The 25,740-nt window shown below is 67.8% G+C and carries 25 protein-coding genes; 9 read left to right on the top strand and 16 right to left on the bottom strand.

The features are described 5' to 3' along the window. The first annotated feature begins 50 nt into the window (after positions 1 to 50). Together hpnI and BBJ41_RS25895 are read left to right on the top strand one after the other, a co-directional pair. On the top strand, positions 51 to 1,220 hold the full coding sequence (gene hpnI, locus BBJ41_RS25900) for a bacteriohopanetetrol glucosamine biosynthesis glycosyltransferase HpnI (protein ID WP_083281980.1): 1,170 nt from the start codon (positions 51 to 53) through the stop codon (positions 1,218 to 1,220). After that, positions 1,217 to 2,305 carry a lysylphosphatidylglycerol synthase domain-containing protein gene (locus BBJ41_RS25895; RefSeq protein WP_069749089.1) on the top strand — a complete coding sequence of 363 codons (1,089 nt, stop codon included), beginning with the start codon at positions 1,217 to 1,219 and terminating at the stop codon, positions 2,303 to 2,305. The genes hpnI and BBJ41_RS25895 overlap by 4 nt, the downstream gene beginning before the upstream one ends. A gap of 43 nt (positions 2,306 to 2,348) precedes the next feature. Here the strand turns inward: BBJ41_RS25895 and denD are convergent, their stop codons facing one another. The 8 genes from denD to BBJ41_RS25855 form a co-directional block, all read right to left on the bottom strand. Then, entirely contained in the window at positions 2,349 to 3,320 is a 972-nt protein-coding gene (gene denD / locus BBJ41_RS25890) for a D-erythronate dehydrogenase (protein ID WP_069749088.1), read from the bottom strand. A 28-nt stretch (positions 3,321 to 3,348) separates the two neighbouring features. Continuing rightward, positions 3,349 to 4,125: a 2-oxo-tetronate isomerase gene (gene otnI, locus BBJ41_RS25885; RefSeq protein ID WP_069749087.1), complete on the bottom strand. Its 777-nt coding sequence runs from the start codon at positions 4,123 to 4,125 to the stop codon at positions 3,349 to 3,351. A gap of 56 nt (positions 4,126 to 4,181) precedes the next feature. Next, on the bottom strand, positions 4,182 to 5,507 hold the full coding sequence (locus tag BBJ41_RS25880; RefSeq protein ID WP_069749086.1) for an MFS transporter: 1,326 nt from the start codon (positions 5,505 to 5,507) through the stop codon (positions 4,182 to 4,184). Between the two features lie 124 nt (positions 5,508 to 5,631). Beyond that, on the bottom strand, positions 5,632 to 6,270 hold the full coding sequence (gene otnC, locus BBJ41_RS25875) for a 3-oxo-tetronate 4-phosphate decarboxylase (RefSeq protein ID WP_069749085.1): 639 nt from the start codon (positions 6,268 to 6,270) through the stop codon (positions 5,632 to 5,634). After that, positions 6,267 to 7,592, bottom strand: a complete 1,326-nt coding sequence (gene otnK, locus BBJ41_RS25870) for a 3-oxo-tetronate kinase (protein ID WP_069749084.1) — start codon at positions 7,590 to 7,592, stop codon at positions 6,267 to 6,269. Before otnK ends, otnC begins: the two co-directional genes overlap by 4 nt. Positions 7,593 to 7,611: 19 nt before the next feature. Then, complete coding sequence (ltnD, locus tag BBJ41_RS25865) at positions 7,612 to 8,502, bottom strand: L-threonate dehydrogenase (RefSeq protein ID WP_069749083.1); 891 nt, start codon at positions 8,500 to 8,502, stop codon at positions 7,612 to 7,614. A gap of 70 nt (positions 8,503 to 8,572) precedes the next feature. Further along, the gene (locus tag BBJ41_RS25860) at positions 8,573 to 9,277 is read right to left on the bottom strand and encodes a FadR/GntR family transcriptional regulator (RefSeq protein WP_059452152.1); all 705 of its coding nucleotides are present in this window, start codon (positions 9,275 to 9,277) and stop codon (positions 8,573 to 8,575) included. Between the two features lie 189 nt (positions 9,278 to 9,466). Continuing rightward, entirely contained in the window at positions 9,467 to 10,534 is a 1,068-nt protein-coding gene (locus BBJ41_RS25855; RefSeq protein WP_069749082.1) for a GlxA family transcriptional regulator, read from the bottom strand. A gap of 286 nt (positions 10,535 to 10,820) precedes the next feature. Between BBJ41_RS25855 and BBJ41_RS25850 the strand changes: the two genes are divergently transcribed. From BBJ41_RS25850 to BBJ41_RS25825, 6 genes are read left to right on the top strand one after another with little or no spacing between them, the layout of a single operon-like run. After that, complete coding sequence (locus tag BBJ41_RS25850; RefSeq protein WP_069749081.1) at positions 10,821 to 12,206, top strand: L-serine ammonia-lyase; 1,386 nt, start codon at positions 10,821 to 10,823, stop codon at positions 12,204 to 12,206. A gap of 16 nt (positions 12,207 to 12,222) precedes the next feature. Beyond that, positions 12,223 to 13,467 carry a sarcosine oxidase subunit beta family protein gene (locus tag BBJ41_RS25845; protein ID WP_006480591.1) on the top strand — a complete coding sequence of 415 codons (1,245 nt, stop codon included), beginning with the start codon at positions 12,223 to 12,225 and terminating at the stop codon, positions 13,465 to 13,467. 22 nt (positions 13,468 to 13,489) lie between these two features. Further along, positions 13,490 to 13,789 carry a sarcosine oxidase subunit delta gene (locus BBJ41_RS25840; protein ID WP_069749080.1) on the top strand — a complete coding sequence of 100 codons (300 nt, stop codon included), beginning with the start codon at positions 13,490 to 13,492 and terminating at the stop codon, positions 13,787 to 13,789. Next, positions 13,786 to 16,797, top strand: coding sequence for a sarcosine oxidase subunit alpha family protein (locus tag BBJ41_RS25835; RefSeq protein ID WP_069749079.1), 3,012 nt, complete (start codon positions 13,786 to 13,788; stop codon positions 16,795 to 16,797). The genes BBJ41_RS25840 and BBJ41_RS25835 overlap by 4 nt, the downstream gene beginning before the upstream one ends. Beyond that, the gene (locus BBJ41_RS25830) at positions 16,787 to 17,419 is read left to right on the top strand and encodes a sarcosine oxidase subunit gamma (RefSeq protein WP_069749078.1); all 633 of its coding nucleotides are present in this window, start codon (positions 16,787 to 16,789) and stop codon (positions 17,417 to 17,419) included. The genes BBJ41_RS25835 and BBJ41_RS25830 overlap by 11 nt, the downstream gene beginning before the upstream one ends. Beyond that, complete coding sequence (locus BBJ41_RS25825; protein ID WP_034186032.1) at positions 17,416 to 17,856, top strand: dihydroneopterin aldolase; 441 nt, start codon at positions 17,416 to 17,418, stop codon at positions 17,854 to 17,856. The genes BBJ41_RS25830 and BBJ41_RS25825 overlap by 4 nt, the downstream gene beginning before the upstream one ends. 102 nt (positions 17,857 to 17,958) lie before the next feature. On the opposite strand, the gene BBJ41_RS25820 is transcribed toward BBJ41_RS25825, so the two are convergent. Then, positions 17,959 to 19,026: an alkene reductase gene (locus tag BBJ41_RS25820; RefSeq protein ID WP_069749077.1), complete on the bottom strand. Its 1,068-nt coding sequence runs from the start codon at positions 19,024 to 19,026 to the stop codon at positions 17,959 to 17,961. Positions 19,027 to 19,195: 169 nt separating this feature from the next. On the opposite strand from BBJ41_RS25820, the gene BBJ41_RS25815 reads away from it, so the two are divergent. Continuing rightward, positions 19,196 to 20,071, top strand: a complete 876-nt coding sequence (locus BBJ41_RS25815; protein ID WP_069749076.1) for a LysR family transcriptional regulator — start codon at positions 19,196 to 19,198, stop codon at positions 20,069 to 20,071. Positions 20,072 to 20,101: 30 nt separating this feature from the next. Here BBJ41_RS25815 and BBJ41_RS25810 read toward each other — a convergent pair whose 3' ends face one another. The 7 genes from BBJ41_RS25810 to osmF all read right to left on the bottom strand — a co-directional run bounded on the left by BBJ41_RS25810 (position 20,102) and on the right by osmF (position 25,690). Beyond that, positions 20,102 to 20,512 carry a lysozyme inhibitor LprI family protein gene (locus BBJ41_RS25810; protein WP_083281979.1) on the bottom strand — a complete coding sequence of 137 codons (411 nt, stop codon included), beginning with the start codon at positions 20,510 to 20,512 and terminating at the stop codon, positions 20,102 to 20,104. A gap of 38 nt (positions 20,513 to 20,550) precedes the next feature. Beyond that, complete coding sequence (locus tag BBJ41_RS25805; RefSeq protein ID WP_069749075.1) at positions 20,551 to 21,201, bottom strand: lytic transglycosylase domain-containing protein; 651 nt, start codon at positions 21,199 to 21,201, stop codon at positions 20,551 to 20,553. Between the two features lie 254 nt (positions 21,202 to 21,455). Next, a complete protein-coding gene (gene arr, locus BBJ41_RS25800) occupies positions 21,456 to 21,851 on the bottom strand; it encodes an NAD(+)--rifampin ADP-ribosyltransferase (RefSeq protein ID WP_069749074.1) in 396 nt (131 codons plus the stop codon). Positions 21,852 to 21,883: 32 nt separating this feature from the next. After that, positions 21,884 to 22,660 carry an ABC transporter permease gene (locus BBJ41_RS25795; protein ID WP_069749073.1) on the bottom strand — a complete coding sequence of 259 codons (777 nt, stop codon included), beginning with the start codon at positions 22,658 to 22,660 and terminating at the stop codon, positions 21,884 to 21,886. Beyond that, positions 22,657 to 23,595 carry an ABC transporter ATP-binding protein gene (locus tag BBJ41_RS25790; protein WP_069749072.1) on the bottom strand — a complete coding sequence of 313 codons (939 nt, stop codon included), beginning with the start codon at positions 23,593 to 23,595 and terminating at the stop codon, positions 22,657 to 22,659. The genes BBJ41_RS25795 and BBJ41_RS25790 overlap by 4 nt, the downstream gene beginning before the upstream one ends. Continuing rightward, positions 23,592 to 24,770: an ABC transporter permease gene (locus BBJ41_RS25785; protein ID WP_069749071.1), complete on the bottom strand. Its 1,179-nt coding sequence runs from the start codon at positions 24,768 to 24,770 to the stop codon at positions 23,592 to 23,594. The genes BBJ41_RS25790 and BBJ41_RS25785 overlap by 4 nt, the downstream gene beginning before the upstream one ends. Beyond that, the gene (gene osmF, locus BBJ41_RS25780; RefSeq protein ID WP_069749070.1) at positions 24,767 to 25,690 is read right to left on the bottom strand and encodes a glycine betaine ABC transporter substrate-binding protein OsmF; all 924 of its coding nucleotides are present in this window, start codon (positions 25,688 to 25,690) and stop codon (positions 24,767 to 24,769) included. The genes BBJ41_RS25785 and osmF overlap by 4 nt, the downstream gene beginning before the upstream one ends. Positions 25,691 to 25,740: the final 50 nt, after the last annotated feature.

Here is a 25,740-nt window from a genome sequence, read left to right as displayed (position 1 = left end):
GCGGCCGGCTTCGGGCGTCGCGGCGGTACGGGTCACCACTGGGGAGAAGCATGGTTTTGCTGCATGTGCTGCACGCGCTGGCCGGGGCAATGTCGATCGTCTGCGGGTTGGGCGTGTTGCTGGGCATTGCTTATACCGTGACGGCCAGCGTGCTGGTCGGCAGGTTCTTTTCACGCGCGGCGGCGGTGCCGCGCGATTATCCGGGCGTCACCGTCGCGAAGCCGCTGCACGGCGACGAGTGGGATCTCGTACAGCATCTTGAAAGCTTCTTCGTACAGGACTATCCGGGGCCGGTTCAGCATCTGTTCGGCGTGCACGATGCGGGCGACGCGGCGCTCGCCGCCGTCGAGACGCTGCGCGCGCGCTATCCGGACGCGAACATCAAGGTCGTCGCCGATGCGCGGCTGTACGGGCCGAACCGCAAGATCGCGAATCTCGTCAACATGCTCGAACACGCGGAGCACTCGGTGCTCTGTCTGGCCGACAGCGACGTGCTGGTCGAGCGCGATTATTTGCGCGGCGTCGTCGGTGCGCTACAGCAGCCGGATGTCGGCATCGTGACGAGCGTGTATCGCGGTATTGCGTCGCCGGGCTTCTGGCCCGGTATCGCCGTCGCGATGACCAACTACCATTTCCTGCCGGGCGTGATTACCGGGCTCTTCATCGGGCGCGCGCGCCCGTGCTTTGGGCAGACGATTGCGATCACGCGCGCGACGCTCGAACGCATCGGCGGCTTGACGCGTTTCGCGCATCATCTCGCCGAAGATCACGCGCTGGGTGAAGCGGTGCGGCAAGCGGGCGCGCAGGTCGTGATCCCGCCGTTCGCCGTCGGGCACGCCTGTGTCGAGGAGACGTTCGCCACGCTGTATGCGCACGAATTGCGCTGGAGCTGCACGATCCGCGCGGCGGACCGGGTCGGTCATGCCGGGTCGGTGCTGATGCACCCGCTGCCGCTCGCGCTGCTGGCGGTGCTGTTCTCCGGCGGCACGGCCGCCGCGTGCGGGCTGGCGCTCGCGGCGCTCGCCGCGCGGGCGCTGCTGATGCTGAAAACGAGCCGTGCGACCGGCGCGGGCTTGCGCGGCGCGCTGTGGCTGCCGTTCGTCGATCTGCTGCAGTTCGTGGTGTTCGTGTCGAGCTTCTTCTCGTCGCACGTCGTCTGGCGCGGCACGCGCTTTCGCGTCGACCGGGAGGGTTTGCTGTCGCCGGCGGCCAAGTCATGACGACCCGGACGAACGACGCCGACGCCGACGCGGACCGGCAGTCCGCGCGTCACGAGGCACGGCTGCGCCACGCGGCGCGTGCGGCGGCGCTGGCCGGGCTGGCGCTCGCGGTGTGGCTGATCTGGCGCGAACATCCGCTGGAAATCCTGCAACGGCTGCGGATCGCAGGCGCCGGGTTGCTCATCGCCGCGCTGGCGCACATCCTGCCGATGCTCGCGAATGCGTGGGACTGGCGGATGCTGATCCGCAGCCCGCGCCGGCCGTCGTTTGCGACGATGCTGAAGCTCGTCTGGATTCGCGAATCGATCAACGGGTTGCTGCCGGTCGCGCGGATCGGCGGCGAGATCGTGTCGTTCGGGCTGCTGCGGCAGGCGGGCGTGCGGCCGGCAACGGTCGTGGCCAGCCTCGTCGCCGACATGCAGCTCACCCTGATCAGCCAACTGATATTCGCGCTGATCGCGATCGGCTACGTGCTCAAGCACGTATCGTCCGATGCGGCGCAGGTCGCTGCGCAGCTCGCGATCGGCATGGCGGCGCTGGTGCCGGTGCTGCTGCTGTTCGCGCTGGTGCAGCATGCGCGGCCGTTCGAGCGCGCGATGCACGTGATCAACCGGATCACTAGCGGCAAGGTGGTGGCGCTGGTCGGCGAATCGGCGCGCACTGATCAGTCGATCCGGATGATCTGGAGAAAGACCGGCATCGTCGTGCGCTATCTCGCGATATGGCAGACGCTGCAGTTCGTGGGTTATTCGCTGGAAATCTGGCTGGCGCTGTATTTCCTCGGCGCCGATCCGACCTTCGCGCAGGCGCTCGCGATCGAGGCGCTGATCCAGCTCGTGAGCAGCATCGCGTTCCTGATGCCCGGCGGCCTGGGCGTACAGGAGGGCGGGTTCGTGCTGATCGGCGGGCTGCTCGGGTTCGACCCGCCGACCTGCCTTGCGCTTGCCGGCGCCCGCCGCGTGCGCGACCTGCTGTTCTATCTGCCGGGCCTGCTGGCGTGGCAGTGGGCGGCCGGTTCGACGAACCGGCCGGGCGGCACGAAACACGGGTCGCTGCACATCGGGGAATCCGCCCGGCCGCGCTGACGCGGGCCGGCGGTACCTGCCTGCGCGGCAGGCGGCGCGTGAATCAGCGCCGTTCGTCGGCGATATGGCTGCGGATCACATCCGCGAACGACGTATCGCCCTTCAGCCCGAGCGCTTCCGCACGCGTCGTATCCCAACGGCCCGGCCAGCTGCCGACGATCTTCTCGACGCGCTCGTCGGGTGCGTGGCGGATCAGCTTCACGACCTCGTCGCCCGCGACTTCGCGCAGCGCTTCGATCATCTCGTCGACCGACACCGACAGGCCGGGCAGGTTGATCACGCGCTTGTTGCCGAGCTTCGCGCTGTCGATCTCGCAGCCCGCGACGAGCGCTTCGATCGCGCCGCGCGGCGACAGCAGCCACAGCCGTGTCGAACCCGGCACCGGGCACACGCTTTCCTCGCCGTTCAGCGGTTCGCGAATGATGCCGCTCGCGAACGACGACGCCGCCGCGTTCGGGCGGCCCGGCCGCACGCTGATCGTCGGCAGCCGCAGCACGCGGCCGTCGACGAAGCCGCGCCGCGCGTAGTCGCACAGCAGCAGTTCGGCGATCGCCTTCTCGGCGCCGTACGACGATTGCGGGTTCAGCGCGGTGTCGTCCTGCACGACATCGGGCAGCGCGCCGCCGTACACCGCGACGGAGCTCGTGAACACGACGCGCGGCTGGTGGCCGCGCGCGCGGCACACTTCGAGCAGCGTGCGCGACGCATCGAGGTTGATCCGCATGCCGAGATCGAAATCGGCTTCGGCCTGCCCGCTGACGATCGCCGCGAGGTGGAAGATCGCGCCGGTCTGCGTGTCGATCGCGCTTTCGAGCACCGCGCGATCGGCGATGTCGCCGACGATCGACGTCACGCGCGCATCGCCGAAATCGCTGCCCTCGACGACGTCGAGCAGCACCAGCTCGTCGATCTTGCCGGTGCGGCCGTCGGGGCCGGTCAGTTCGCCGCGTTCGAGCAGCTTGCGCGCAAGGCGCTGGCCGAGAAATCCGGCGCCGCCGGTGATCAGGACTTTCATGTTCTTTACCCTCGTGGGAATGCTTGAATTACAGGTACGGCTTGAGCCAGCCGAGGCCATCGGATGTACCAGCCTTCGGGCGGTATTCGCAGCCGATCCAGCCGTCGTAGCCGAGCGCATCGATCAGCTCGAACAGATACGGGTAGTTGAGTTCGCCGATATCCGGCTCGTGGCGCTCGGGCACGCCCGCGATCTGGATGTGGCCGATGCCCGCGAAATCGCGCTTGAGCTTCATCGCGAGATCGCCTTCGACGATCTGGCAGTGATAGCAGTCGAACTGCACTTTCAGGTTCGGTGCGCCGACGTCCGCGCAGATCGCGTGCGCGTCGTCCTGGCGGCTCAGGAAATAGCCGGGCATGTCGCGCTGGTTGATCGGCTCGATCAGCACCGTGACGCCGTGCGCGGCGGCGGCCTGCGCCGCATGCCGCAGGTTCGCGACGTAGGTGTCGCGATGACGTGCGCGGTCCGCGCCCGGCGCGACCATGCCGGCCATCACGTGCAGCTTCTTGTTGCCGATCACGCGTGCATAGTCGAGCGCCTGATCGATGCCGCGGCGGAATTCGTCCTCGCGGCCGGGCAGCGACGCGGTCCCGCGTTCGCCCGCGGCCCAGTCGCCGGGCGGCGCGTTGAACAGCGCCTGCTCGAGGTTGTGCGCGTCGAGGCGCGCGCGGATGTCCTCGGCGGCGAAGTCGTACGGGAACAGGTACTCGACGGCCTTGAAGCCGTCGTAGGCGGCAGCGGCGAAGCGTTCGAGGAACGCGTGCTCGTTGTACATCATCGAGAGGTTGGCGGCGAAGCGTGGCATGGCAGCGGGTCCTGTGAATGAATGGGGCGGGGCTGGCTGCGCCCCGCGTCGTAGGGTCAGCGGTTCACGAGTTTCGCGGGCGTGAGCCACACGGCGATCGCGCCGAGCACGAGCATGGCGGCGAGCACGTACATGCCGGACGACGTGCTGTGCGTGACGTCCTTCAGGTAGCCGATCACGTACGGGCTCGCGAAGCCGGCGAGGTTGCCGACCGAGTTGATGATCGCGATCCCGGCGGCGGCGGCGGAGCCCGCGAGGAACGCGGTCGGCAGCGACCAGAACAGCGGCGCGCAGGTCAGCACGCCGCCTGCCGCGAGCGACAGGAACACGATCGACACCGCCGTATTGTGCGAGTACGACGCGGCGACCGCAAACCCGACCGCGCCCATCAGCGCCGGCACGATCAGGTGCCAGCGGCGTTCGCGGCGCTTGTCCGCGCTGTGGCCGAACAGGTTCATCACGACGATCGCGACGAGGAACGGAATCGCGGACAGCAGGCCGATCTGCAGCGTATCGGTGATGCCGGTCGATTTCACGAGCGTCGGCATCCAGAACGTGAGGCCGTACTGGCCGGTGACGAACGCGAAGTAGATCAGCGACATCCACCACATGCGCGGGTCGGAGAACACGGTCTTCAGCGAATGGCCGTGCTTCTGCTGTTCCTGCGGCTGCGCGGCGATCTCGTCTTCGAGCAGTTGCTTTTCACGCTCGTCGAGCCACTTCGCGCTGCGGATGCTGTTGTCGAGATACAGGATCGTCGCGATGCCGACGAGCACGGCCGGCACGGCCTCGATCATGAACATCCATTGCCAGCCGTGGAAACCCGAGCCGCCGTGGAAGCGCTCCATGATCCAGCCCGACAGCGGGTTGCCGAAGATGCCCGACACGGGAATCGCGGACATGAACACCGCGATGATCTTCGCGCGGCGGTGCGACGGGAACCAGTACGTGAGGTACAGGATCACGCCGGGATAAAAGCCGGCTTCCGCGAGGCCGAGCAGGAAGCGCAGCACGTAGAACTGCGTCGGCGTCTTCACGAACGCGAACAGCGCGGACAGCAGGCCCCACGTGATCATGATCCGCGCGATCCAGATGCGCGCGCCGATGCGGTGCATCAGCATGTTGCTCGGCAGTTCGAACAGGAAGTAGCCGAGGAAGAAGATGCCCGCGCCGAGCCCGAACACGGTTTCGCTGAACGCGAGATCCTGCGACATCTGCAGCTTCGCGAAGCCGACGTTCACACGGTCGAGATACGCGACCACGTAGCAGAGCATCAGGAACGGCACGATCCGCCAGAACACTTTCTTGTAGGTGCGGTCGAGTTCGGCCGAGTGGGCGGGCGCGGCGGGCGAGCGGCTTGCGGCCGCGTCGAGAGCAGTCATCGTCGTCTCCAGGGATATTGTCTGCCGGCGGCGCGTACGCCGCCGGATCGTGTGTGTGCTGACGGAAGGGCCCGCGCACACGGCGGGCATGGGAATCGGTGCGTGAAGCGCGATACGTGAAGCGTTACCAGCGCGCGCCGAAGCTCTGGCGCAGTTCGTCGAGCGCCGCGTCGGAGAGCGGTTCGGGCTTCGGGTTCGTCATCAGCCACAGCCGCGCGGTTTCCTCGAGCTCCTCGAGCGCATACGATGCGTGCGACACCGACGCTCCCCACATCACGGGGCCGAGACGGTCGAGCAGCACGCCGCGCACCCGATCGGCGAGCGCCGCGACTTCGGCCGCGACATCGGGGTCGCCCGGGCGGCGATAACGGATCAGCGGGATGTGGCCGACCTTCATCACGTAGTACGGCGTGATCGGCGGCAGCACGTCGGTGTCGCGCCATACGCCCGCGAGCGTCAGCGCGACGAGGTGTGTCGAATGCGTGTGGACGATGCCGTTCGCTTCCGCGTTGCGCGCGTAGATGCCGCGATGCAATGCGAGCGTCTTCGACGGCTTGCCGCCCGACACGGGCTGGCCGTCGAGGCTGACCTTCGCGATGTCGTTCGGGTCGAGCCGGCCGAGGCACGCGTCGGTCGGCGTGATCAGCCAGCCGTCGGCCAGGCGCGCGCTGATGTTGCCGGCGCTGCCGACCGCGTGGCCGCGCGCATACAGGCTCGCGCCGACGACGCAGATCTCTTCGCGCAGTTTGGCTTCGTCGCTCATCGTGCGGCTCCGTCCAGCGCACGCAGCGCCTTGTCGAAGAAGTCGGTCGTGCCGAAGTTGCCGGACTTCAGCGCGAGGCCGAGCGGCTCGGCGTCGATCGTCCCACGGGGACTTCCTTCGGGCGTGGCTGTCGCCGGCACACCCGGATCGATCTGCGCGCCGATCTGCAGCGACTTCACGTCGAGCGCCTGTACGACCGCGCCGGACGTTTCGCCGCCGGCGACGACGAACTTGCGCACGCCAAGCGCACGCAGGCCCTTCGCGATCGCGGCGAGCGTGCTTTCGACGAGATGGCCGGCCGCTTCGACGCCGAGCGCCTGCTGGACGGCCTTCACTTCGTCGGGCGTCGCAGTCGCGTAGATCAGCACGGGCTGCGGCAGGTGCGAGCGCGCGAAGGCCAGCGCCTGATCGACGACGGGCTCGCCGCGCGACGCCGCGAGCGGATCGATGCGGAAGCTCGGCCGCGTCGCGCGCCAGGCGGCGACCTGCGCGTTGGTGGCCTTCGATGCGCTGCCGGCGAGCACGGCCGACAGGCCTTCGATGCGCGGCAGCGCCGCCGCGTTGTCGCGTTCGGGCAGCAATTCCGCGCGGCGGAAATTCGCGGGCAGGCCGAGCGCGATGCCCGAGCCGCCGGTGACGAGCGGCAGGCCCGCGCATGCTTCGCCGAGTACGTAGAGGTCGCGATCCGACAGCGCGTCGGCGATCGCGAAGCGTGCGCCTTCCGCGCGCAACTGGTCGATCCGCGTGCGTACCGCGGCCGCGCCCAGCGCGATCGTGTCGTAGCGGATCAGGCCGACCGGCGACTTCGTCTGCCGTTGCAGCACGCGCACGAGGTTCGCGTCCTTCATCGGCGTGAGCGGATGATTCTCCATGCCCGATTCGTTCAGCAGCACGTCGCCGACGAACAGGTGGCCGCGATAGATCGTGCGGCCGTTCTCGGGAAACGCCGGGCACGCGATCGAGAAACCGCCGCCGGCCGCATCGAGCAGTGCGTCGGCCACGGGCCCGATGTTGCCCGCGTCGGTGGAGTCGAATGTCGAGCAGTACTTGAAGAAGAACTGCCGGCAACCTTGCGCGCGCAACCATTCGTATGCGGCGAGCGATTGCGCGACGGCGTCGGCTGCGGGGATCGTGCGCGACTTCAGCGCGACGACGATCGCGTCGGCGTCGATCAGGGTATCGACTGCGGCGTCGCCGGCGGGCACGCCGATCGTCTGCACGGTGCGCATGCCGCTCTTGACGAGCATGTTCGCGAGATCGGTCGCGCCGGTGAAATCGTCGGCGATGCAGCCGAGCAGGGGACGGGAAGCGGAAGCGGTCATGGCAGGTACGTCGTTCGAATCAGCGGGCGGGCGGCAGCGTGATGCCGGGGAAAGTCTTGATGACGGCGGAATCGTCCTCGCCGCCGTGGCCGGCGCTCGACGCGCTCATGAACATCTGATGCGCGGTGGCCGACAGCGGCAGCGGGAATTTGCTGCGGCGCGCGGTGTCGAGCACGAGGCCGAGATCCTTCACGAAGATGTCGACGGCCGACAGCGGCGTGTAGTCGCCGTTCAGGATGTGCGGCACGCGGTTCTCGAACATCCACGAATTGCCGGCGCTGTGCGTGATCACGTCGTACAGTGCGTCGGCATCGACGCCTTCGCGCAGGCCCAGCGCCATCGCCTCGGCGGCGGCCGCGATGTGCACGCCGGCCAGCAACTGGTTGATGATCTTCACCTTCGAGCCGATGCCGTGCGCGTCGCCGAGGCGGTAGACCTTGCCGGCGATCGCGGCGAGCACGTCTTCGCAGCCCGCATACGCGGCGGCCGGGCCGGACGTCATCATCGTCATCTCGCCGGAAGCCGCGCGCGCGGCGCCGCCCGATACGGGCGCGTCGAGCATCTGCAGGCCGGCGGCCTCGATGCGGGCGCCGAGGGCGACCGCGAATTCGGGCGCGACGGTCGCGCTCGCGATCACGACGCCGCCGGGCTTCATCGCCGCGACCGCGCCGTGCTCGCCGAACAGCACCGTTTCCGTCTGCGCGGCATTGACGACGAGCGTGACGACGACGTCGCACTGCGCGCCGAGCTCGGCCGGCGTCGCACAGGCCACGCCGCCTTCGGCGGCGAAGGCCTGCAGCACGGCGTCGCGCACGTCGCAGGCATGCACGCGCAAGCCTGCGCGCAGCAGCGAGCGGGCGACGCCGAGGCCCATCGCGCCGAGGCCGATGACTCCAACATTTCGTGACATGGTCAACCTTGATCGATTCGGGAGAGGGTCGGGACGACGGCGGCGCCTGCCTCGGCAGACGCCGCCGGCTTCAGCAGATGCCGGCTTCCGCGAGACGGCGGGCGGCGTTGTACATGTGCGTGCGCGCCGCGTTGCGCGCGGCCATCGGGTCGCGTGCGCGGATCGCATCGGCGATCGCCGCGTGTTCCTCGCGCACCTGGCGCGAGAAATCCTCGCGCGTCGCTTCGTTGCGACGCGTGACCTTCACGCCGGCTTCGAGGTACTGGTTCAGGAACTGCAGCGTCTTCAGGAAATAGGGGTTGCCGGTGACGGCCGCGATCGTGCGGTGGAATGCGACGTCTTCCGCGACGCCGTCGCGCCCTTCGGCCACCGCATCGTCGATCTTGCGCAGCGCGTCGTCGATGTCGGCCATGTCGTCGGCGGTGTGATGCAGTGCGGCTTCGGCCGCGACTTCAGCTTCGATCGCGCGGCGCACCGCGAGCAGGTGCGGCAGCGAGCTAGCTTCGACCGCTTCCGCGTAGTCGATCCGCAGCGGCCGGATCGCGCCGTGCTGGTTCACGTACACGCCGCTGCCCTGGCGCGGCTCGACCACGCCTTCGTTCTTCAGCCGCGAGATCGCCTCGCGGATCACGGTGCGGCTCACGCCGAATTCCTGTGCGAGCACGGCTTCCGTCGGCAGCTTGCCGGTGGCCGAGAAACTGCCGACCTCGATCTGCTTGAGCAGTTGCTGCGCGACGTGATCGCTCATCGCACGGGCGGGAATTTTCTCGAACATGGTGCTCTGGTTTGTAAGGTGATGTGGTCATCATACAAATTTGAATGTGCGTCAGCATCCGGGATAACCCTCGGTTAACGTGGGTGAACGTCGGTCAAATTCGATGAAACCGGTTCCAAAAGAACCGAAACCGATACGGCGGGGTGTTGTGCCATGGTCGATCGTGACGGGCGCGGGCGCCCGTGGCCGTCAGTCGGCGATGTCCTCGACGGGGTCGGCCGCCATCGCCGCGCCGGCTTCCGCCCCTTCTCCGCCACGCTCCCGATACGTCGCCGGCGGCACGCCGAACTGCTTGCGGAACTCGCGCCCGAGGTGCGATGCATCGGCGAACCCGCAGCTCGACGCGATATCGGCCACCGTGCGGTCCGAACTCGTCAGCAGCCACGCGGCCGTGCGCAGCCGCACCTGTTTCGCGAACGCCTGCGGGCTCTTGCCCGTCTCCGCCTTGAACAGGCGCTCGAGCTGCCGCGTCGACAGGTCGAGCTTGCACGCGAGTTCCTCGAGCGGCAGCGCGCGCCCGACATGCTGTTCCATCAGGAGAATCGCGCGCTTGACCTTCGGGTGCGTCGCCGGTTCGAGGCCCGGCGGATGCGGTTGCGGCGCATTGCCTTTCTGCATCTCGCCGACGAGCAGGATGCGCAGCGCCTTCTGCACGGTCGCATGGTCGAAATGGCGCAGCAGGATCGCGGCGGCGACGTCGATCGACGCGCGGCCGCCCGAGCACGTGATCCGGCGCCGGTCGATCACGAACAACCGGTCGGCGATCAGCAGGTCGGGATCGGCGGCCGGGAAGCGCTCGATGAAATCCCAGTAGTGGAACCAGCTCACGCAGGTGCGATAGCCGTCGAGCACGCCGGCGCGCATCAGCGTGAACACGCCCGTGCAGATCCCGACGACCGTCGCGCCGCCGGCCGCCGCGCGGCGGATGAAATCGAGGGTTTCAGGGCCGGCTTGCGGCCCCGAATGCAGCAGCCCGCCGACCACCACCACGTAGTCGAACGGCTCGGCCGCGTCGAACGTCTCCCACGGCGTGATCTGGATCCCGCAACTCGCGCGCACCGGCGCGAGCGTCTCGCCGATCACGCTCCACGCGCAGCGCACGGGCTTGCTGTAGTCGCCGTCGTCGGCCGACAGCCGCAGCATGTCGACGAAACCCGAGAAGGCCGTCAGCGTGAAGTTCGGCAGCAGCACGATGCCGAAGCGGATGCGCCGCGGTGCGGGTTCTGCAAGGGGGGAGGCGGGTACGTCGGGTGTCATCGCGGCCAATCTCGTCACGCCGGGCAGGCGGTCTCACTCGTTTCACTCGGGTTGCGGGTACGGCTGCCGGGGCGGCGCGGATGGAGCCAGCGTCGCCGATCGGCTCCCGCCGGACTTGTGGTTTTTCGTCGCGAACCATCGCCAAAACGCACTTTCGGGGTGGCCGGCGCGGCGCTTGGCGGCGGTATCCCACGCCGATGCCGTTTTTGTTCTATCGGCCGATTTTACGCTTTGATGTACTGAGGCCCAACGACATTTCACGTACGCCCATCCCAGAGGAAGCCAGATGAACGTCAGCGCGTTCGACCTGTTCAAGATCGGCATCGGCCCGTCCAGTTCGCATACGGTCGGCCCGATGATCGCCGCGTGCCGCTTCGCGTCGCACGTCGAGGACGCGAACCTGCTCGGCTTCGTGCGCCGCGTGCGGGTTGAGCTGTACGGCTCGCTCGGCGCGACCGGCAAGGGCCACGGCACCGACAAGGCCGTGCTGCTCGGCCTCGAGGGCCACCTGCCCGACACGATCGATCCGGACCTGATCGAGCCGCGGCTCGCGGCGATCCGCGCGGAGAAGTCGCTGTCGCTGCTCGGCAAGCAGACGGTCCGCTTCGAGGAAAAGGAGCACATCGGCTTCTATCGCAAGCTGATGAGCGGCACGAGCATCGTGCATCCGAACGGCATGCGCTTCCAGGCGTTCGACGAACACGGCCAGCTGCTGGTCGAGAAAGAGTATTACTCGGTCGGCGGCGGCTTCGTCGTGAACCGCGACGGCGATCGCGTGAACGGCGTGCGCGCGGCGGTCGAGGTGCCGTATCCGTTCCGCACCGGCGACGACCTGATGCGCCAGTGCCGCGAACACGGGCTGTCGATCGCCGAGCTGATGCTGCGCAACGAATGCGCGCTGCGCCCCGCCGACGAGGTGCGCGCCGGGCTGCTCGCGATCTGGCGCACGATGGCCGCGTGCGTCGAGCGCGGCTGCAAGGTCGAGGGCGACCTGCCGGGCCCGATGCGCGTGAAGCGCCGCGCGGCCGAGATGAATGGTCACCTGCGCGCCCGTTCGGAAGAGTCGCTGCGCGACCCGCTGTCGATGCTCGACTGGGTCAACCTGTACGCGATGGCCGTCAACGAGGAGAACGCGGCGGGCGGTCGCGTGGTCACCGCGCCGACCAACGGCGCGGCCGGCGTGATCCCCGCGGTGCTGCATTACTACGTGAAATTCGTGCCGGGCTCGAACGAAGCCGGCATCGTCGAATTCCTGCTGACGGCCGCCGCGATCGGGATCATCTACAAGGAAACCGCGTCGATCTCCGGCGCGGAAGTCGGTTGCCAGGGCGAAGTGGGCGTCGCGTGCTCGATGGCCGCCGCCGCGCTCGCGGCCGTGATGGGCGGCACGCCCGACCAGGTCGAGAACGCGGCCGAGATCGGCATGGAGCACAACCTCGGCATGACCTGCGATCCCGTCGGCGGGCTCGTGCAGATCCCGTGCATCGAGCGCAACGCGATGGGCGCGATCAAGGCGCTGAACGCGTCGCGCATGGCGCTCAAGGGCAACGGCCAGCACTACGTGTCGCTCGATTCCGTGATCAAGACGATGCGCGAGACCGGCGCCGACATGAAGACGAAATACAAGGAAACGTCGCGCGGCGGTCTCGCCGTGAACGTCATCGAATGCTAACGAAGGGTCCATCAAAATGAGCCGCTACTCGATATTCAGCCTGTTCCGCAACGGCCTCTCGTATCACGAGAACTGGGAAAAGCAGTGGAAGAGCCCGGAACCGAAGAAGGAATACGACGTCGTGATCGTCGGCGGCGGCGGCCACGGCCTCGCGACCGCGTACTACCTCGCGAAGGAGCACGGGATCACGAACGTCGCGATCCTCGAGAAGGGCTGGATCGGCGGCGGCAACACCGCGCGCAACACGACGATCGTGCGCTCGAACTATCTGTGGGACGAATCGGCTGCGCTGTACGAGAAGGCGATGAAGCTGTGGGAAGGGCTGTCGCAGGACCTGAACTACAACGTGATGTTCAGCCAGCGCGGCGTGATGAACCTCGCGCACACGCTGCAGGACGTGCGCGACACCGAGCGCCGCGTGAACGCGAACCGGCTGAACGGCGTCGACGCCGAATTCCTGACGCCCGCGCAGATCAAGGAAATCGAGCCGACGATCAACCTGAACAGCCGCTACCCGGTGCTCGGCGCATCGATCCAGCGCCGTGCGGGCGTCGCGCGCCATGATGCGGTGGCCTGGGGCTTCGCGCGCGGCGCGGACCGCGCGGGCGTCGACATCATCCAGAACTGCCAGGTGACGGGCATTCGCCGCGAAGGCGGCGCGGTGGTCGGCGTCGATACGGTGAAGGGTTTCATCAAGGCGAAGAAGGTCGCGGTGGTCGCGGCCGGCAACACGACGACGCTCGCCGACATGGCCGGCGTGCGGTTGCCGATCGAAAGCCACCCGCTGCAGGCGCTGGTGTCCGAGCCGATCAAGCCGGTCGTCAACTCGGTGATCATGTCCAACGCGGTGCACGCGTACATCAGCCAGTCCGACAAGGGCGACCTCGTGATCGGCGCGGGCATCGACCAGTACACGGGCTTCGGCCAGCGCGGCAGCTTCCACATCATCGAAAGCACGCTGCAGGCGATCGTCGAGATGTTCCCGGTGTTCTCGCGCGTGCGGATGAACCGCCAGTGGGGCGGCATCGTCGACGTGTCGCCGGACGCGTGCCCGATCATCACCAAGACCGACGTGAAGGGCCTGTATTTCAACTGCGGCTGGGGCACCGGCGGCTTCAAGGCGACGCCCGGCTCGGGCTGGGTGTTCGCGCACACGATCGCGCGCGACGAACCGCATCCGCTGAACGCGCCGTTCGCACTCGACCGCTTCTACACGGGTCACCTGATCGACGAGCACGGCGCTGCCGCCGTTGCGCACTAACCCGACCATTGGAGAAAGAAACATGTTGCTGATCGAATGTCCGTGGTGCGGGCCGCGCGCCGAATCCGAATTCTCGTGCGGCGGTGAAGCCGACATCGTGCGCCCCGTCAACAACGAGAACATGACCGACCGCGAATGGGGCGAATACGTGTTCATGCGCGAGAACAAGCGCGGGCTGCACAAGGAGCAATGGCTTCATGCGCAGGGCTGCCGCCGCTGGTTCAAGGCCACGCGCGACACGGTGACCTACGATATCAAGGGCTACGAAAAGTTCGGTAGCGCGGCTGCCGGCAACGCACACGAAGAGGGCACGAGCAAATGAGCCAGAAAGACCGTCTCGGCACCGGTGGCCGCATCAATCGCGCGATTCCGTTGACGTTCACGTTCAACGGCCGCACCTACCAGGGTTTCCAGGGCGACACGCTCGCGTCCGCGCTGCTCGCGAACGGCGTGCATTTCGTCGCACGCAGCTTCAAGTACCACCGCCCGCGCGGGATCGTGACGGCGGACGTCGCGGAACCGAACGCCGTCGTGCAGCTCGAATCGGGCCCGTACACGGTGCCGAACGCGCGCGCGACCGAGATCGAGCTGTACCAGGGGCTCGTCGCGACGAGCGTGAACGCCGAGCCGACGCTCGAGAACGACAAGTACGCGTTCAACCAGAAGCTGTCGCGCTTCCTGCCGGCCGGCTTCTACTACAAGACCTTCATGTGGCCGCGCAAGATGTGGCCGAAGTACGAAGAGAAGATCCGCGAAGCGGCGGGCCTCGGTAAAGCGCCCGACGTGCTCGACGCCGATCGCTACGACAAGTGCTATGCGCACTGCGACGTGCTCGTCGTCGGCGGCGGCCCGTCGGGTCTTGCTGCCGCGCATGCGGCGGCCGTGGCCGGCGCGCGCGTGATCCTCGTCGACGATCAGCGCGAGCTCGGCGGCAGCCTGCTGTCGTGCCGCGCCGAGATCGACGCGAAGCCCGCGCTGCAGTGGGTCGAGAAGATCGAGGCCGAGCTGCGCAAGCTGCCCGACGTGACGATCCTGTCGCGCAGCACCGCATTCGGCTACCAGGACCACAACCTCGTGACGGTCGCGCAGCGTCTGACCGATCACCTGCCGGTGTCGATGCGCAAGGGCACGCGCGAGTTGCTGTGGAAGGTCCGCGCAAAGCGCGTGATCCTCGCGACCGGCGCGCACGAGCGTCCGATCGTGTTCGGCAACAACGACCTGCCGGGCGTGATGCTCGCGTCGGCCGTGTCGACGTACGTGCATCGCTTCGGCGTGCTGCCGGGCCGCAATGCGGTCGTGTTCACGAACAACGATCGCGCCTATCAGACCGCGCTCGACCTGAAGGCGTGCGGCGCGAAGGTGACGGTCGTCGATTCGCGCGCGTCGTCGAACGGCGCGCTGCCGGCCGCTGCCAAGCGGCAGGGCGTGACGGTGATGAGCGGTGCGGTCGTGACGGGCGCGTCGGGCAAGTGGCGTGTATCGTCGGTCGACGTCGCGTCCAGCACGAACGGGCAGGTCGGCGGCAAGCTGCAGACGCTGCCGTGCGATCTCGTCGCGATGTCGGGCGGTTTCAGCCCGGTGCTGCACCTGTTCGCGCAGTCGGGCGGCAAGGCTTGCTGGAACGACGAGAAGGCGTGCTTCCTGCCGGGCAAGCCCGTGCAGGCGGAAGCGAGCATCGGCGCGGCGGCCGGCGAATTCGGCCTGGCGCGCGCGCTGCGGCTCGCGGTCGATGCGGGCGCGGAAGCGGCGAAGGCAGCGGGCTTCACGGCCGCGCAGCGCCCGGTCGCCCCGCAGGTCGCGGAAACCGTCGAAGGCGCTCTGCAGCCGTTGTGGCTGGTCGGCAGCCGCGAAGCCGCGGCGCGCGGGCCGAAGCAGTTCGTCGACTTCCAGAACGACGTGTCGGCCGCCGACATCCTGCTCGCCGCGCGCGAAGGCTTCGAGTCGGTCGAGCACGTGAAGCGCTATACGGCGATGGGCTTCGGCACCGATCAGGGCAAGCTCGGCAACATCAACGGGATGGCGATCCTCGCGCAGGCGCTCGGCAAGACGATTCCGGAAACGGGCACGACGACGTTCCGCCCGAACTACACGCCGGTGACGTTCGGCGCGTTCGCGGGCCGCGAGCTCGGCGATTTCCTCGACCCGATCCGCAAGACCTGCGTGCACGAATGGCACGTCGAGCACGGCGCGCTGTTCGAGGACGTCGGCAACTGGAAGCGGCCGTGGTATTTCCCGAAGAACGGCGAGGATCTCCATGCGGCCGTGAAGCGCGAATGCCTCGCGGTGCGCAACAGCGTCGGCATTCTCGACGCGTCGACGCTCGGCAAGATCGACATCCAGGGCCCGGACGCGGTGAAGCTGCTGAACTGGATGTACACGAACCCGTGGAACAAGCTCGAAGTCGGCAAGTGCCGCTACGGGCTGATGCTCGACGAGAACGGGATGGTGTTCGACGACGGCGTGACGGTGCGCCTCGCCGACCAGCATTTCATGATGACGACCACGACCGGCGGCGCGGCGCGCGTGCTCACGTGGCTCGAACGCTGGCTGCAGACCGAATGGCCCGACATGAAGGTGCGGCTGTCGTCGGTCACCGATCACTGGGCGACGTTCGCGGTGGTCGGCCCGAAGAGCCGCAAGGTCGTGCAGAAGGTGTGCCAGGACATCGACTTCGGCAACGAGGCGTTCCCGTTCATGAGCTACCGGAACGGTACCGTCGCGGGCGCGAAGGCGCGCGTGATGCGGATCAGCTTCTCGGGCGAGCTGGCCTATGAAGTGAACGTGCCGGCGAATGCGGGCCGCGCGGTGTGGGAAGCGCTGATGGCGGCGGGCGCCGAGTTCGACATCACGCCGTACGGCACCGAGACGATGCACGTGCTGCGCGCGGAGAAGGGCTACATCATCGTCGGACAGGATACCGACGGCTCGGTCACGCCTTACGACCTCGGGATGGGCGGGCTGGTCGCGAAGTCGAAGGACTTCCTCGGCAAGCGTTCGCTCGCACGCTCGGACACCGCGAAGGAAGGCCGCAAGCAGTTCGTCGGCCTGCTGACCGAGGACGAACAGTTCGTGCTGCCGGAAGGCGCGCAGATCGTCGCGAAGGACACGCAGGTGTCGGCGGTCGATCCGACGCCGATGATCGGCCACGTGACGTCGGCCTACTACAGCCCGATCCTGAAGCGCTCGATCGCGCTCGCGGTGGTGAAGGGCGGCCTGAACAAGATGGGCGAGAGCGTCGTGATTCCGCTGGCCAACGGCAAGCGCATCACCGCGAAGATCTCGAGCCCGGTTTTCTACGATACCGAAGGGGTGCGCCAGCATGTGGAATGAAACGAGAAACCAGACGCAGGTGGCGGGCGCGGGCGGCGTGACGCTTGAATCGCCGTTCGTCGGCGCGGCCGACGTGCTGAAGGCGCACCAGGCGCGCGCATCGAAGAAGTTCACGCTGCGCGAGCGGCCGTTCCTCGATCTCGTCAACGTGCGCGGCGAGTTGAGCGACCCGGCGTTCGTCGCCGCGTTCGAGCGCGTGGTCGGCTGCCGGCCGCCGGCCGCGCCGAACACGATCGCGCGCGGCGCCGAGTACGACGTGCTGTGGCTCGGCCCCGACGAGTGGCTCGTGCGCTCGAACGGGCCCGTGCAGGCCGGCGTGCTCGAGGCGAAGCTCGCCGAAGCCGTGCAGGGCTCGTATGCGGCGGCCGTCGATGTCGGCAGCGGCTACACGGTCGTCGAGATCAGCGGCGAGCGCGTGCGCGACGTGCTCGCGCGCGGCTGCCCGCTCGATTTCCATCCGCGTGCGTTCAAGCCGGGCCAGTGTGCGCAGTCGCACTACTTCAAGACGTCGATCGTGCTGGTCCCGACCGGCGACGATACGTTCGAGATCGTCCTGCGCCGCAGCTTCGCCGACTACTTCGTGCGCATCATGCTCGACGCCGCTGCGCCGCTCGCATCATGAAGCCGTTCGACGAACCGTTCGTGGCGATCGACGCGCCGCGCCTGCGCGGGCGCGGCTGGAGCGTGTTCGTCGACGAACTGAAGGTGCCCGCGCGGATCGGCATCCACGCGCACGAGCATGAAGCGCCGCAGCCGATCGTGATCGATGCGCGGCTCGGCTATCGCTGCGAGCCGAGCGAGCAGGGCGAGTGGATCGATTACGACGGCTATTGCGCGCGCGTCGCGTCGTTCCTGTCGCACAAGCCGCATACGCGGCTGCTCGAAACGCTGGTCGCCGATATCGCGGTGCTGTCGTTCCGCGAATGGCCGGCGCTGGAATCGCTGACGCTGTCGGTGTACAAGCCGAAGATCCGGCCCGGCACGAAGCGCGTCGGCGTGTCGCTCGACTGGACGCGCGGCGATTACCTGCGCTGGACGGGAGCGGCCGGGCAGCTCTGATTCGCCGGCCGGCCCGTATCGTTGCGATAGCGGCGCGTCATGACGAAGTCATGGCGCGCCGTTTCCTTTTACCGCTGCGTTTGCCGTCCTCGTTTGCCGCCCTTACGCCGCGCCGCTCAGCGCCGGATAGTCGACATACCCGCGCGCGTCGCCGCCGAAGAACGTCGCATGCTGCGCGTCGTTCATCGGCGCGCCCGTCCTGAGCCGCGTCACGAAATCCGGATTGGCGAGCACCATCTGGCCGTAGGCCTCGAGGTCGGCAATGCCTGTCGCGACGTCCGTGCCGATCGCGTCGCGCGTGCGGCCCGGACGGTTCACGATCAGCGTGCCGCTCCAGCGTTCGCGCAGGTCCGCGAGCAGCGGTTCGTCGCCCTGGTGCATCACGTGCAGGTACGCGAGGCCGAGCCGGTCGAGCTGCGTCGCGAGATGGCGATACAGGTCCGGCCCTTGCGCGCCTTCATCGATGCCCCACAGCGCGCTGCCGGGCGACAGGCGGATCGCGGTGCGGTCCGCGCCGATCTCGTCGACGATCGCTTCGGCGACCTCGATCGCGAAGCGCGCGCGATTCTCGATCGAACCGCCGTAGGCGTCGTCGCGCGTATTGGCGTTCGGCGCGAAGAACTGCTGGACGAGATACCCGTTCGCGCCGTGGATCTCGACGCCGTCGGCGCCGGCCTCGATCGCGCGGCGCGCGGCGAAGCGGAAGTCGTTCACCGTGTCGCGCACTTCGGCCGTCGTCAGCGCGCGCGGGGCGGGAATCTCCTGCATCCCCTTCATCGTGAACATCGGCACGCCCGGCGCGATCGCGGACGGCGCGACGCCCTGGCGATGATGCGGCGTATTGTCGGGATGCGACATGCGCCCCACGTGCATCAGCTGGATGAACAGGCGGCCGCCGCGCGCGTGCACGCGGTCGCTGACCGTCTTCCAGCCGGCGACGTGTGCATCGGTATAGATGCCGGGCGTGGTCAGGTAGCCCTGCCCGTCGTCCGACGGCTGCGTGCCTTCGGTGACGATCAGGCCGAGGCCCGCGCGCTGCGCGTAGTACTCGGCGGCCAGTTCGCCGGGCGTGCCGTCGAATGCGGCGCGGCTGCGCGTCATCGGCGCCATGACGAGGCGGTTTTGCAGCGTGTAACGGCCGACACGGGCCGGGGTGAACAGTGCGTCCATGATGCGTGCTCCTTGAGGGTCGGGTAACGACACCGGGGCGATGCCGTATCGGGCGTCGGCCGCGCATCGTTGCGCCAGCCTCGCCGCCATGGACACATCATCCATTGCTTCCTTTTCGAGATAAATGGGGTAATTTGGATAACATTGATCCATTGATGGAGCAACGGGTATGGAACTGCTGAACGACATGGCGCTGTTCGTGGAAGTCGTGAAGGCGAAGGGCTTTCGCAGTGCGGCCGATGCGCTGGGGATGCCGAATTCGACGCTGTCGCGGCGGATCGGCGCGCTGGAAAAGGCGATCGGATTGCGGCTGCTGCATCGTACGACACGCCGGATCGAGCTCACGGAGGCCGGACAGCTGTATTTCGCGCGTTGCAAGCGCATCGTCGACGAGGCGCGGCTCGCGCACGAGCAGCTCGGCGGGCTGCTGGCCGAACCGGCCGGCGTGCTGCGCGCGTCGTTTCCGGTCGATTTCGCGGTGATCTACCTGACGCCGCTGATCGCCGAATTCGCGAACCGCTACCCGAAGCTGACCTTCGATTTCGAGCTGACGTCGCGGCGTGTCGATCTGGTGAGCGAACCGTTCGACGTCGCGATCCGCATCGGCGAATCGGCGGATTCGCAACTGGTCGCGCGGCGGCTCGCCACGTTCCGCAATCAACTGTACGCGTCGCCGCGCTATCTGGAGCGCTCGGGCGAGCCGCGCGAGCCGGATGACCTGAAGCAGCATCAGTGCCTGAGCGTGCAGCGCGTCGCCGCGTGGACGCTGCATCGCGGCGCGCAGGCGGTCGAGGTGCCGGTGGGCGGGCGGTTCGTCGTGAACAGCGTCGGCATGAACCGGCAACTGGCCGTGCACGACGCGGGGATCATCCAGGTGCCGGAGGCGGTGGTGGCCGACGACTTGGCCGCCGGCCGGCTGCGTCGCGTGCTGCCCGAATGGGAGGGCGCGGTCGTTCCCGTCTACGCGATGACGGAAACGCGCTTACTGCCCGCGAAGACGCAGGTTTTCATCGAGTTTCTGCGCGCGCATTTCGCGCAGGAATGAACGGCGCCCGCCCGGGTCGCCCGGTGCCGGTCAGTTGTGCGCCGGTTGCGGCGCGTCCCCCTGCGCTTCCCATTTCTTCAGGATGCGTACGCGCGCCTGGCTGAAGTCGACCCAGCAGTTCACCCACGCGTCGTCCGGGATCATCTGCTGCGGATTGGCGGCCTTGACGTAGTTGCAGGTGTCGCTCGCGAAGCTGAGCCAGCTTGCCTGCGATTTCGCGAGTTGTTTCGCGGCATCGGGGTTGCGTTGCCGGGTCTTGCGTTCGAGCGACCGGTACGCGCGCTCCACTTCCTGATCGTTGTTGTCGCGGATGCAGCTTCGCACGGCGTACATCGTCGGCGCCTGACGTTCGCAATCGACCGCGGCAAACACGGAAGCGCTGCCGCTCGCCAGCGCGGCGACGGCCAGCAGGCGGGCGGCGTGTCGGATGGCGTGGCGCATGCGTGGCGGGACGAGTCGTGAAGCGGCGCGGGTTGCGCTTATTGCGGGTTGCGCGCTGACGTCGATTCGCTGACCGGCACCATCCGCGCCTTCGTGTCGTTCGCGGTTTTCGCGTCGTCGTCGGGTTCGAGCACGAAGCGGAACGAATCGACCCGCTGCATCACCTTGGCCGCATACGCGTTCGAACCGCCATAGCTTTTCAGCCCGGCCTGCACGTTGCCGCCTGCCGCCTTCACGTAGCCCGACAGGATCTTGGAGCCGGCTTCGACGTTCGCATTCGGTTCGGTCAGGTCCTTCACGTTGCGCAGCATGCCGCGATGCGCGGAAGGTACGACCTGCATCAGCCCGGTCGCGCCGTGCTGGCCGCGCGCCTTTTCCTGGAAGCGCGATTCGATCGAGATGATGGCGTAAACGAGTGCCGGCGGCAGCGAATATTTCGTCGCAGTGACGCTCACGATATCGGCGAGCTTCGCGGCCTTTTCCCTTGCGACGCCGAATTTTTTGGTGAGGTACGACGTGATGCGGCGGTTTGCTTCGTTCGGCTGATCGTTGGCGAGCGGCGCGGAAGCCAGGTCCGGCGCCGATGCGGCCGCTTCGGGTGCGGACGCAGGCAACGCGGGCGCTTGTTGCGCCGATGCCTGTTGCGCAACGCCGAGCGTCAGCACGATCAACCAGATAAACCGTCGCATGGTGGGGTGCGGGGAAATGGGAGGCGCATAGTATATCGGCCAATCGTCGTACGTGTTCGAATGGCGGCTCGATTGAAAGCGACGTGTAGGCTTGTATCGGCTCGCGATGACCGGCGGGCCGATCGTTGCACGGACACGCATCGGAGTCCGACGAATCCGGTATTTTCGTCCGTTCCTGCCATTCCTGCGCAGGATCGCGGGAATGTCATGGGTTCGCTTATCCGGCCTGGCTGGCGAATCGTCCGGACGGAACGCTAGTTGATGATCTCACCCGTGCCGGTTTCGATACGGATTCTGAGCTGCTGGATGAACGCCGGATCATAGGGTTCCCAGCTATCGAGTTCGCCAACGATTTTCAAAGGCAGTGTGCTTCGATACGATCGCGTTGGATTGCCCGGGAATTTTTTGTCCGTGACGTTCGGGTCGTTTTCGAATTCCCCGGTGGGCTCGACGATATAGACCCGCGGCTTGCCGTCGCCTTTGGCCATTTCCGCAGCAAGGCCGGCGCCTTTGGGCAGCGCCGTGAAATAAACGTGATTCATCACTACGTTATCCCGATAATTCGATACGAAGCCTGCCGTCAGAAAATCGCCGATCCGCAAATCCGCTTTCGTGCCATGAAAAAATGGGCCGGTGTCCAGGGCAGCCATGGCTTCTCCTTCGAAAAATTTCGCAACGACTTCTAGGCGCGTCGTGCGCTCGCCACCCGTGCCAGTGTGCCGATCGCATCGCTGACGAGCACCGCGAGCAGCCCGACGATCACGCCGCCCTGCAGCACGAATGCGGTGTTCGACGTCTGCAACCCGGCGATGATGACGTCGCCGAGCCCGCGTGCGGCGACCGTCGAGCCGATCGTCGCGGTGCCGAGATTGATCACGACTGCGAGCCGGATGCCGTTGACGATCACCGGAAACGCGAGTGGCAGCTCGACCGACACCAGTTGCTGCCAGCCGCTCATGCCCATCCCGCGCGCGGCGTCGACCACGTCGCGCGGCACGTCCTCGAGCCCCGCGATCGTGCTTTCGAAAATCGGCAGGAGCCCGTACAGCACGAGTGCGATCAGCACGGGTTTCAATCCGAACCCGACCGCCGGCACCGCGAGCGCGAGCACCGCGACCGGCGGGAACGTCTGGCCGATGTCGACGACACTGCGCGCGACCGGCAGGAAATCCGCGCCGGCCGGCCGCGTGACGAAGATCCCGGCCGCGACCGCGACGATCGTGCCGATCACGCTCGACAGCGCAACGGTGCCGAGATGCGCGAGCGTGAGGTCGAGCAGGCTCGCACGATCGTAGATGACCGGTGCGCCGTTGTCCGCGAACGGTGCGAACAGCCCCTGCAGCCAGGCGGGGCGCAACAGCAGCACGAGCAGCAGCACGAGCGCCGCCGCGCGTGCCGCATACGCGGGCAGTCGCCGCGCAACGGGCGAACGTGCGGGCCGCACGCCGTGCGTCGTCATACGGGCTTCCTCGCGTGCGCGCGGATCGCGTCGAGCGTGATGCGGCGCGCGCCGTGCCCGTTGCCGTCGTCGACCGGCAGCGCGTCCGCGCCGCGCCACAACAGTTCGGACACCGCATCGCGCAGCGTGCGCGTCGCGGCGATCGGTTCGCCGTCGGCATGACCGGGTTCCGCTACCGCGTCGATCGGCGTCAGCGCGAGCAGGCGCAGCGGCCGGTCGACACCCGCGACGAGCTGCTCGACGACGCCGGCCGCCGGCTTGCCGAGAATTTCCGCGGGCGACGCGACCTGCAGCAGCTTGCCGCCGTCCATCACCGCGATCGTGTCGCCGAGCTTCAGCGCTTCCTCGATATCGTGCGTGACGATCACGACCGTGATGCCGAGGCGGCGCTGCAACGCGAACAGGTCGTCCTGCGCCTTGCCGCGAATGATCGGATCGAGCGCGCCGAACGGCTCGTCCATCAGCAGCATCGCGGGCTCGGCCGCGAGCGCACGCGCGACGCCGACACGCTGCTGCTGGCCGCCCGACAGTTCGTGCGGCAGCTTGTCCGCGAACTCGGCCGGCGCGAGATGGAACAGTTCGAGCAGTTCGCGCACGCGCGCGTCGATGCGATCGGCCGCCCAGCCGAGCAGGCGCGGCACGGTCGCGATGTTGCGCGCGACGCTCCAGTGCGGGAACAGGCCGTGCCCCTGAATCGCATAGCCGATGCCGCGCCGAAGCTGCTCGGGCGCGACGCTTGCCGTATCGACGCCGTCGATGCGGATCGTGCCGCTCGACGGCGGGATGAGGCGGTTGATCATGCGCAGCAGCGTCGACTTGCCGCTACCCGATGCGCCGACGAGCGCGGTGATCGTGCCGCGTTTCATCGTCAGCGAGACGTCGTCCACGGCGACGACGTCGCCGAAGCGCTTGCCGACCCGTTCGATCTCGATCATCCGGTACGTCCCTTCGCGAGCGACGTCGCGGCTTCGAACACGACGGCCGCCGCCAGTGCGAGCGCGATCGTCGGGATCGCGCCGAGCAGCACGAGATCGGCGGCCGATTGCCCGATCCCCTGGAAGATGAAGGTGCCGAACCCGCCGCCGCCGATCAGCGCGGCAACCGCGGTCAGGCCGATGTTCTGCACGAGCACGATACGCACGCCGCTCAGGATCACCGGCAGCGCGAGCACGAGATCGACGCGCAGCAGCCGCTGCGCGCGCGTCATGCCCATCGCGCGCGCCGCTTCGGTCACGTGCGGCGGCACCTGCGCGAGCCCGACCACGACACTCGATGCGATCGGCAGCAGCGAATACAGGAACAGCGCGAGCACGGCCGGCGCGACGCCGATCCCGCGGATGCCGAGCGCGGCCGCGAGCGGCACGCGTGCGGCGAGCAGGCCGAGCGGCGCCATCATCAGCCCGTACATCGCGATGCTCGGGATCGTCTGCACGATATTGAGGACAGGCATCGCGACGGTGCGCACCGCCGCGACACGCGCGCACGCGATGCCGAGCGGCACGCCCGCGACCAGTGCGGCGGCGACCGAGCCGCCCGCGAGCGACACGTGCCGGATCGCCTCGCGCCAGAAATCGTCGCTGCGCACCGCGTATTCGCGCATCACGGAGAGGCCGTCCCACCAGCCGCTCGCGAGCGGCACCGAAATCGCCGCGATCGCGACGACGAGCGCGGCGAGGCGTCGCCACGGGCCGAACGCGAGCCGCGCAAGGGCGTCCGCGACGAGCACGGCCCAGGCGAACAGCAGCAGCCAGACGCCGGAAGAAGGGGATACGCGCGCGAGCATGTCGTCGGGCGCGACGATGTGCGTCGCGGCCGCACCCACCGCATACGCGAGCGTGGCAAGCCATGCACAGCCGGCCGCGAGCCGCCATGTGGGGCGGCTCGCCGTCATCGCCCACAGCGCGCCGGCGATCCACAGCGCGGCGAGCGCGGCGGCCTGCACGGCGGGCAGTGCGGCGAACAGCGACAGATCGGTGCCGGCCGCGATACGGTTGGGCCGCAGCACCGCGAACGGCAGGCCGAGCACACCGACGATCGTCAGGACACCGATCAGGATGCCGACCTTGTCGGGCGTGATGCGTCGCGCGGACGCTGCCGCGCGACCCGTCATTTAACGAAGCCCTTCGACTTCAGGTAGCTTTTCGCGACGCCGGCCGCCGGTTCGCCGTTGATCTGGATGCGCGCATTCAGCGACTGCAGCGTCTTCAGGTCGAGGCTCGCGAACACGGGCTTCAGGTACTCGGCGATTTGCGGATGCGCTTTCAGCACGGCTTCGCGGATCACGGGCGTCGGCGCATAGACGGGCTGCACGTGCTTGTCGTCGTCGAGCACCGCGAGGCCGCTCGACGCGATGCCGCCGTCGGTGCCGTAGACCATCGCGGCATTCACGCCGTCGGTCTGGTTCGCGGCGGCCTTGATCGTCGCGGCCGTGTCGCCGCCGGACAGCACGACGAGCTGGTCGGGCTTCAGCTTGAAACCGTACGCCTTCTCGAACGACGGCAGCGCGGACGCGCTGTTCACGAACTCGGCCGACGCCGCGAGTTTCACCTTGCCGCCGCTCGCGACCCACTTGCCGAAATCGGAGAAGGTCTTCAGGTGCTGCGACTGCGCGACGGGCGCGAGCACGGCGACGCCCCACGTGTTGTTCGCAGGGGCCGGCGCGAGCCACACGAGGTGGTTCGCCGCGTAGTCGAGTTTCTTCGCGGTGTCGTAGCCTTGCGCCGCGTTTTTCCACACGGGATCGTCGGCCTTGTTGAAGAAGAACGCGGCGTTGCCGGTGTATTCGGGGTAGATGTCGATCTCGCCGCTCGTGAGCGCCTTGCGCACGATCGGCGTCGCGCCGAGCGCGATCTTTTCGGTGACGGGCACACCATGGGCCTTCAGCACCTGCGCGATGAGGTTGCCGAGCAGGTTGCCTTCGGTGTCGATTTTCGACGACACCACGACGGGCGTGTCGGCGCGCGCGCCGGGGGCGACGAAAGCAGTGGCGAGCGCGAGGCCCAGGATCCGGGCGGGCAGGGCGAGCTTCATTGGGCCGATCTCCAGGACGGGGGCGTACGCCGAAAGTTACTTGACTGAGC

This window comes from Burkholderia stabilis, from assembly GCF_001742165.1.
Lineage (GTDB): Bacteria > Pseudomonadota > Gammaproteobacteria > Burkholderiales > Burkholderiaceae > Burkholderia > Burkholderia stabilis.
Note: the sequence above shows the minus strand (reverse complement) of the source record. Positions and strands in the feature narration are given on the sequence as shown.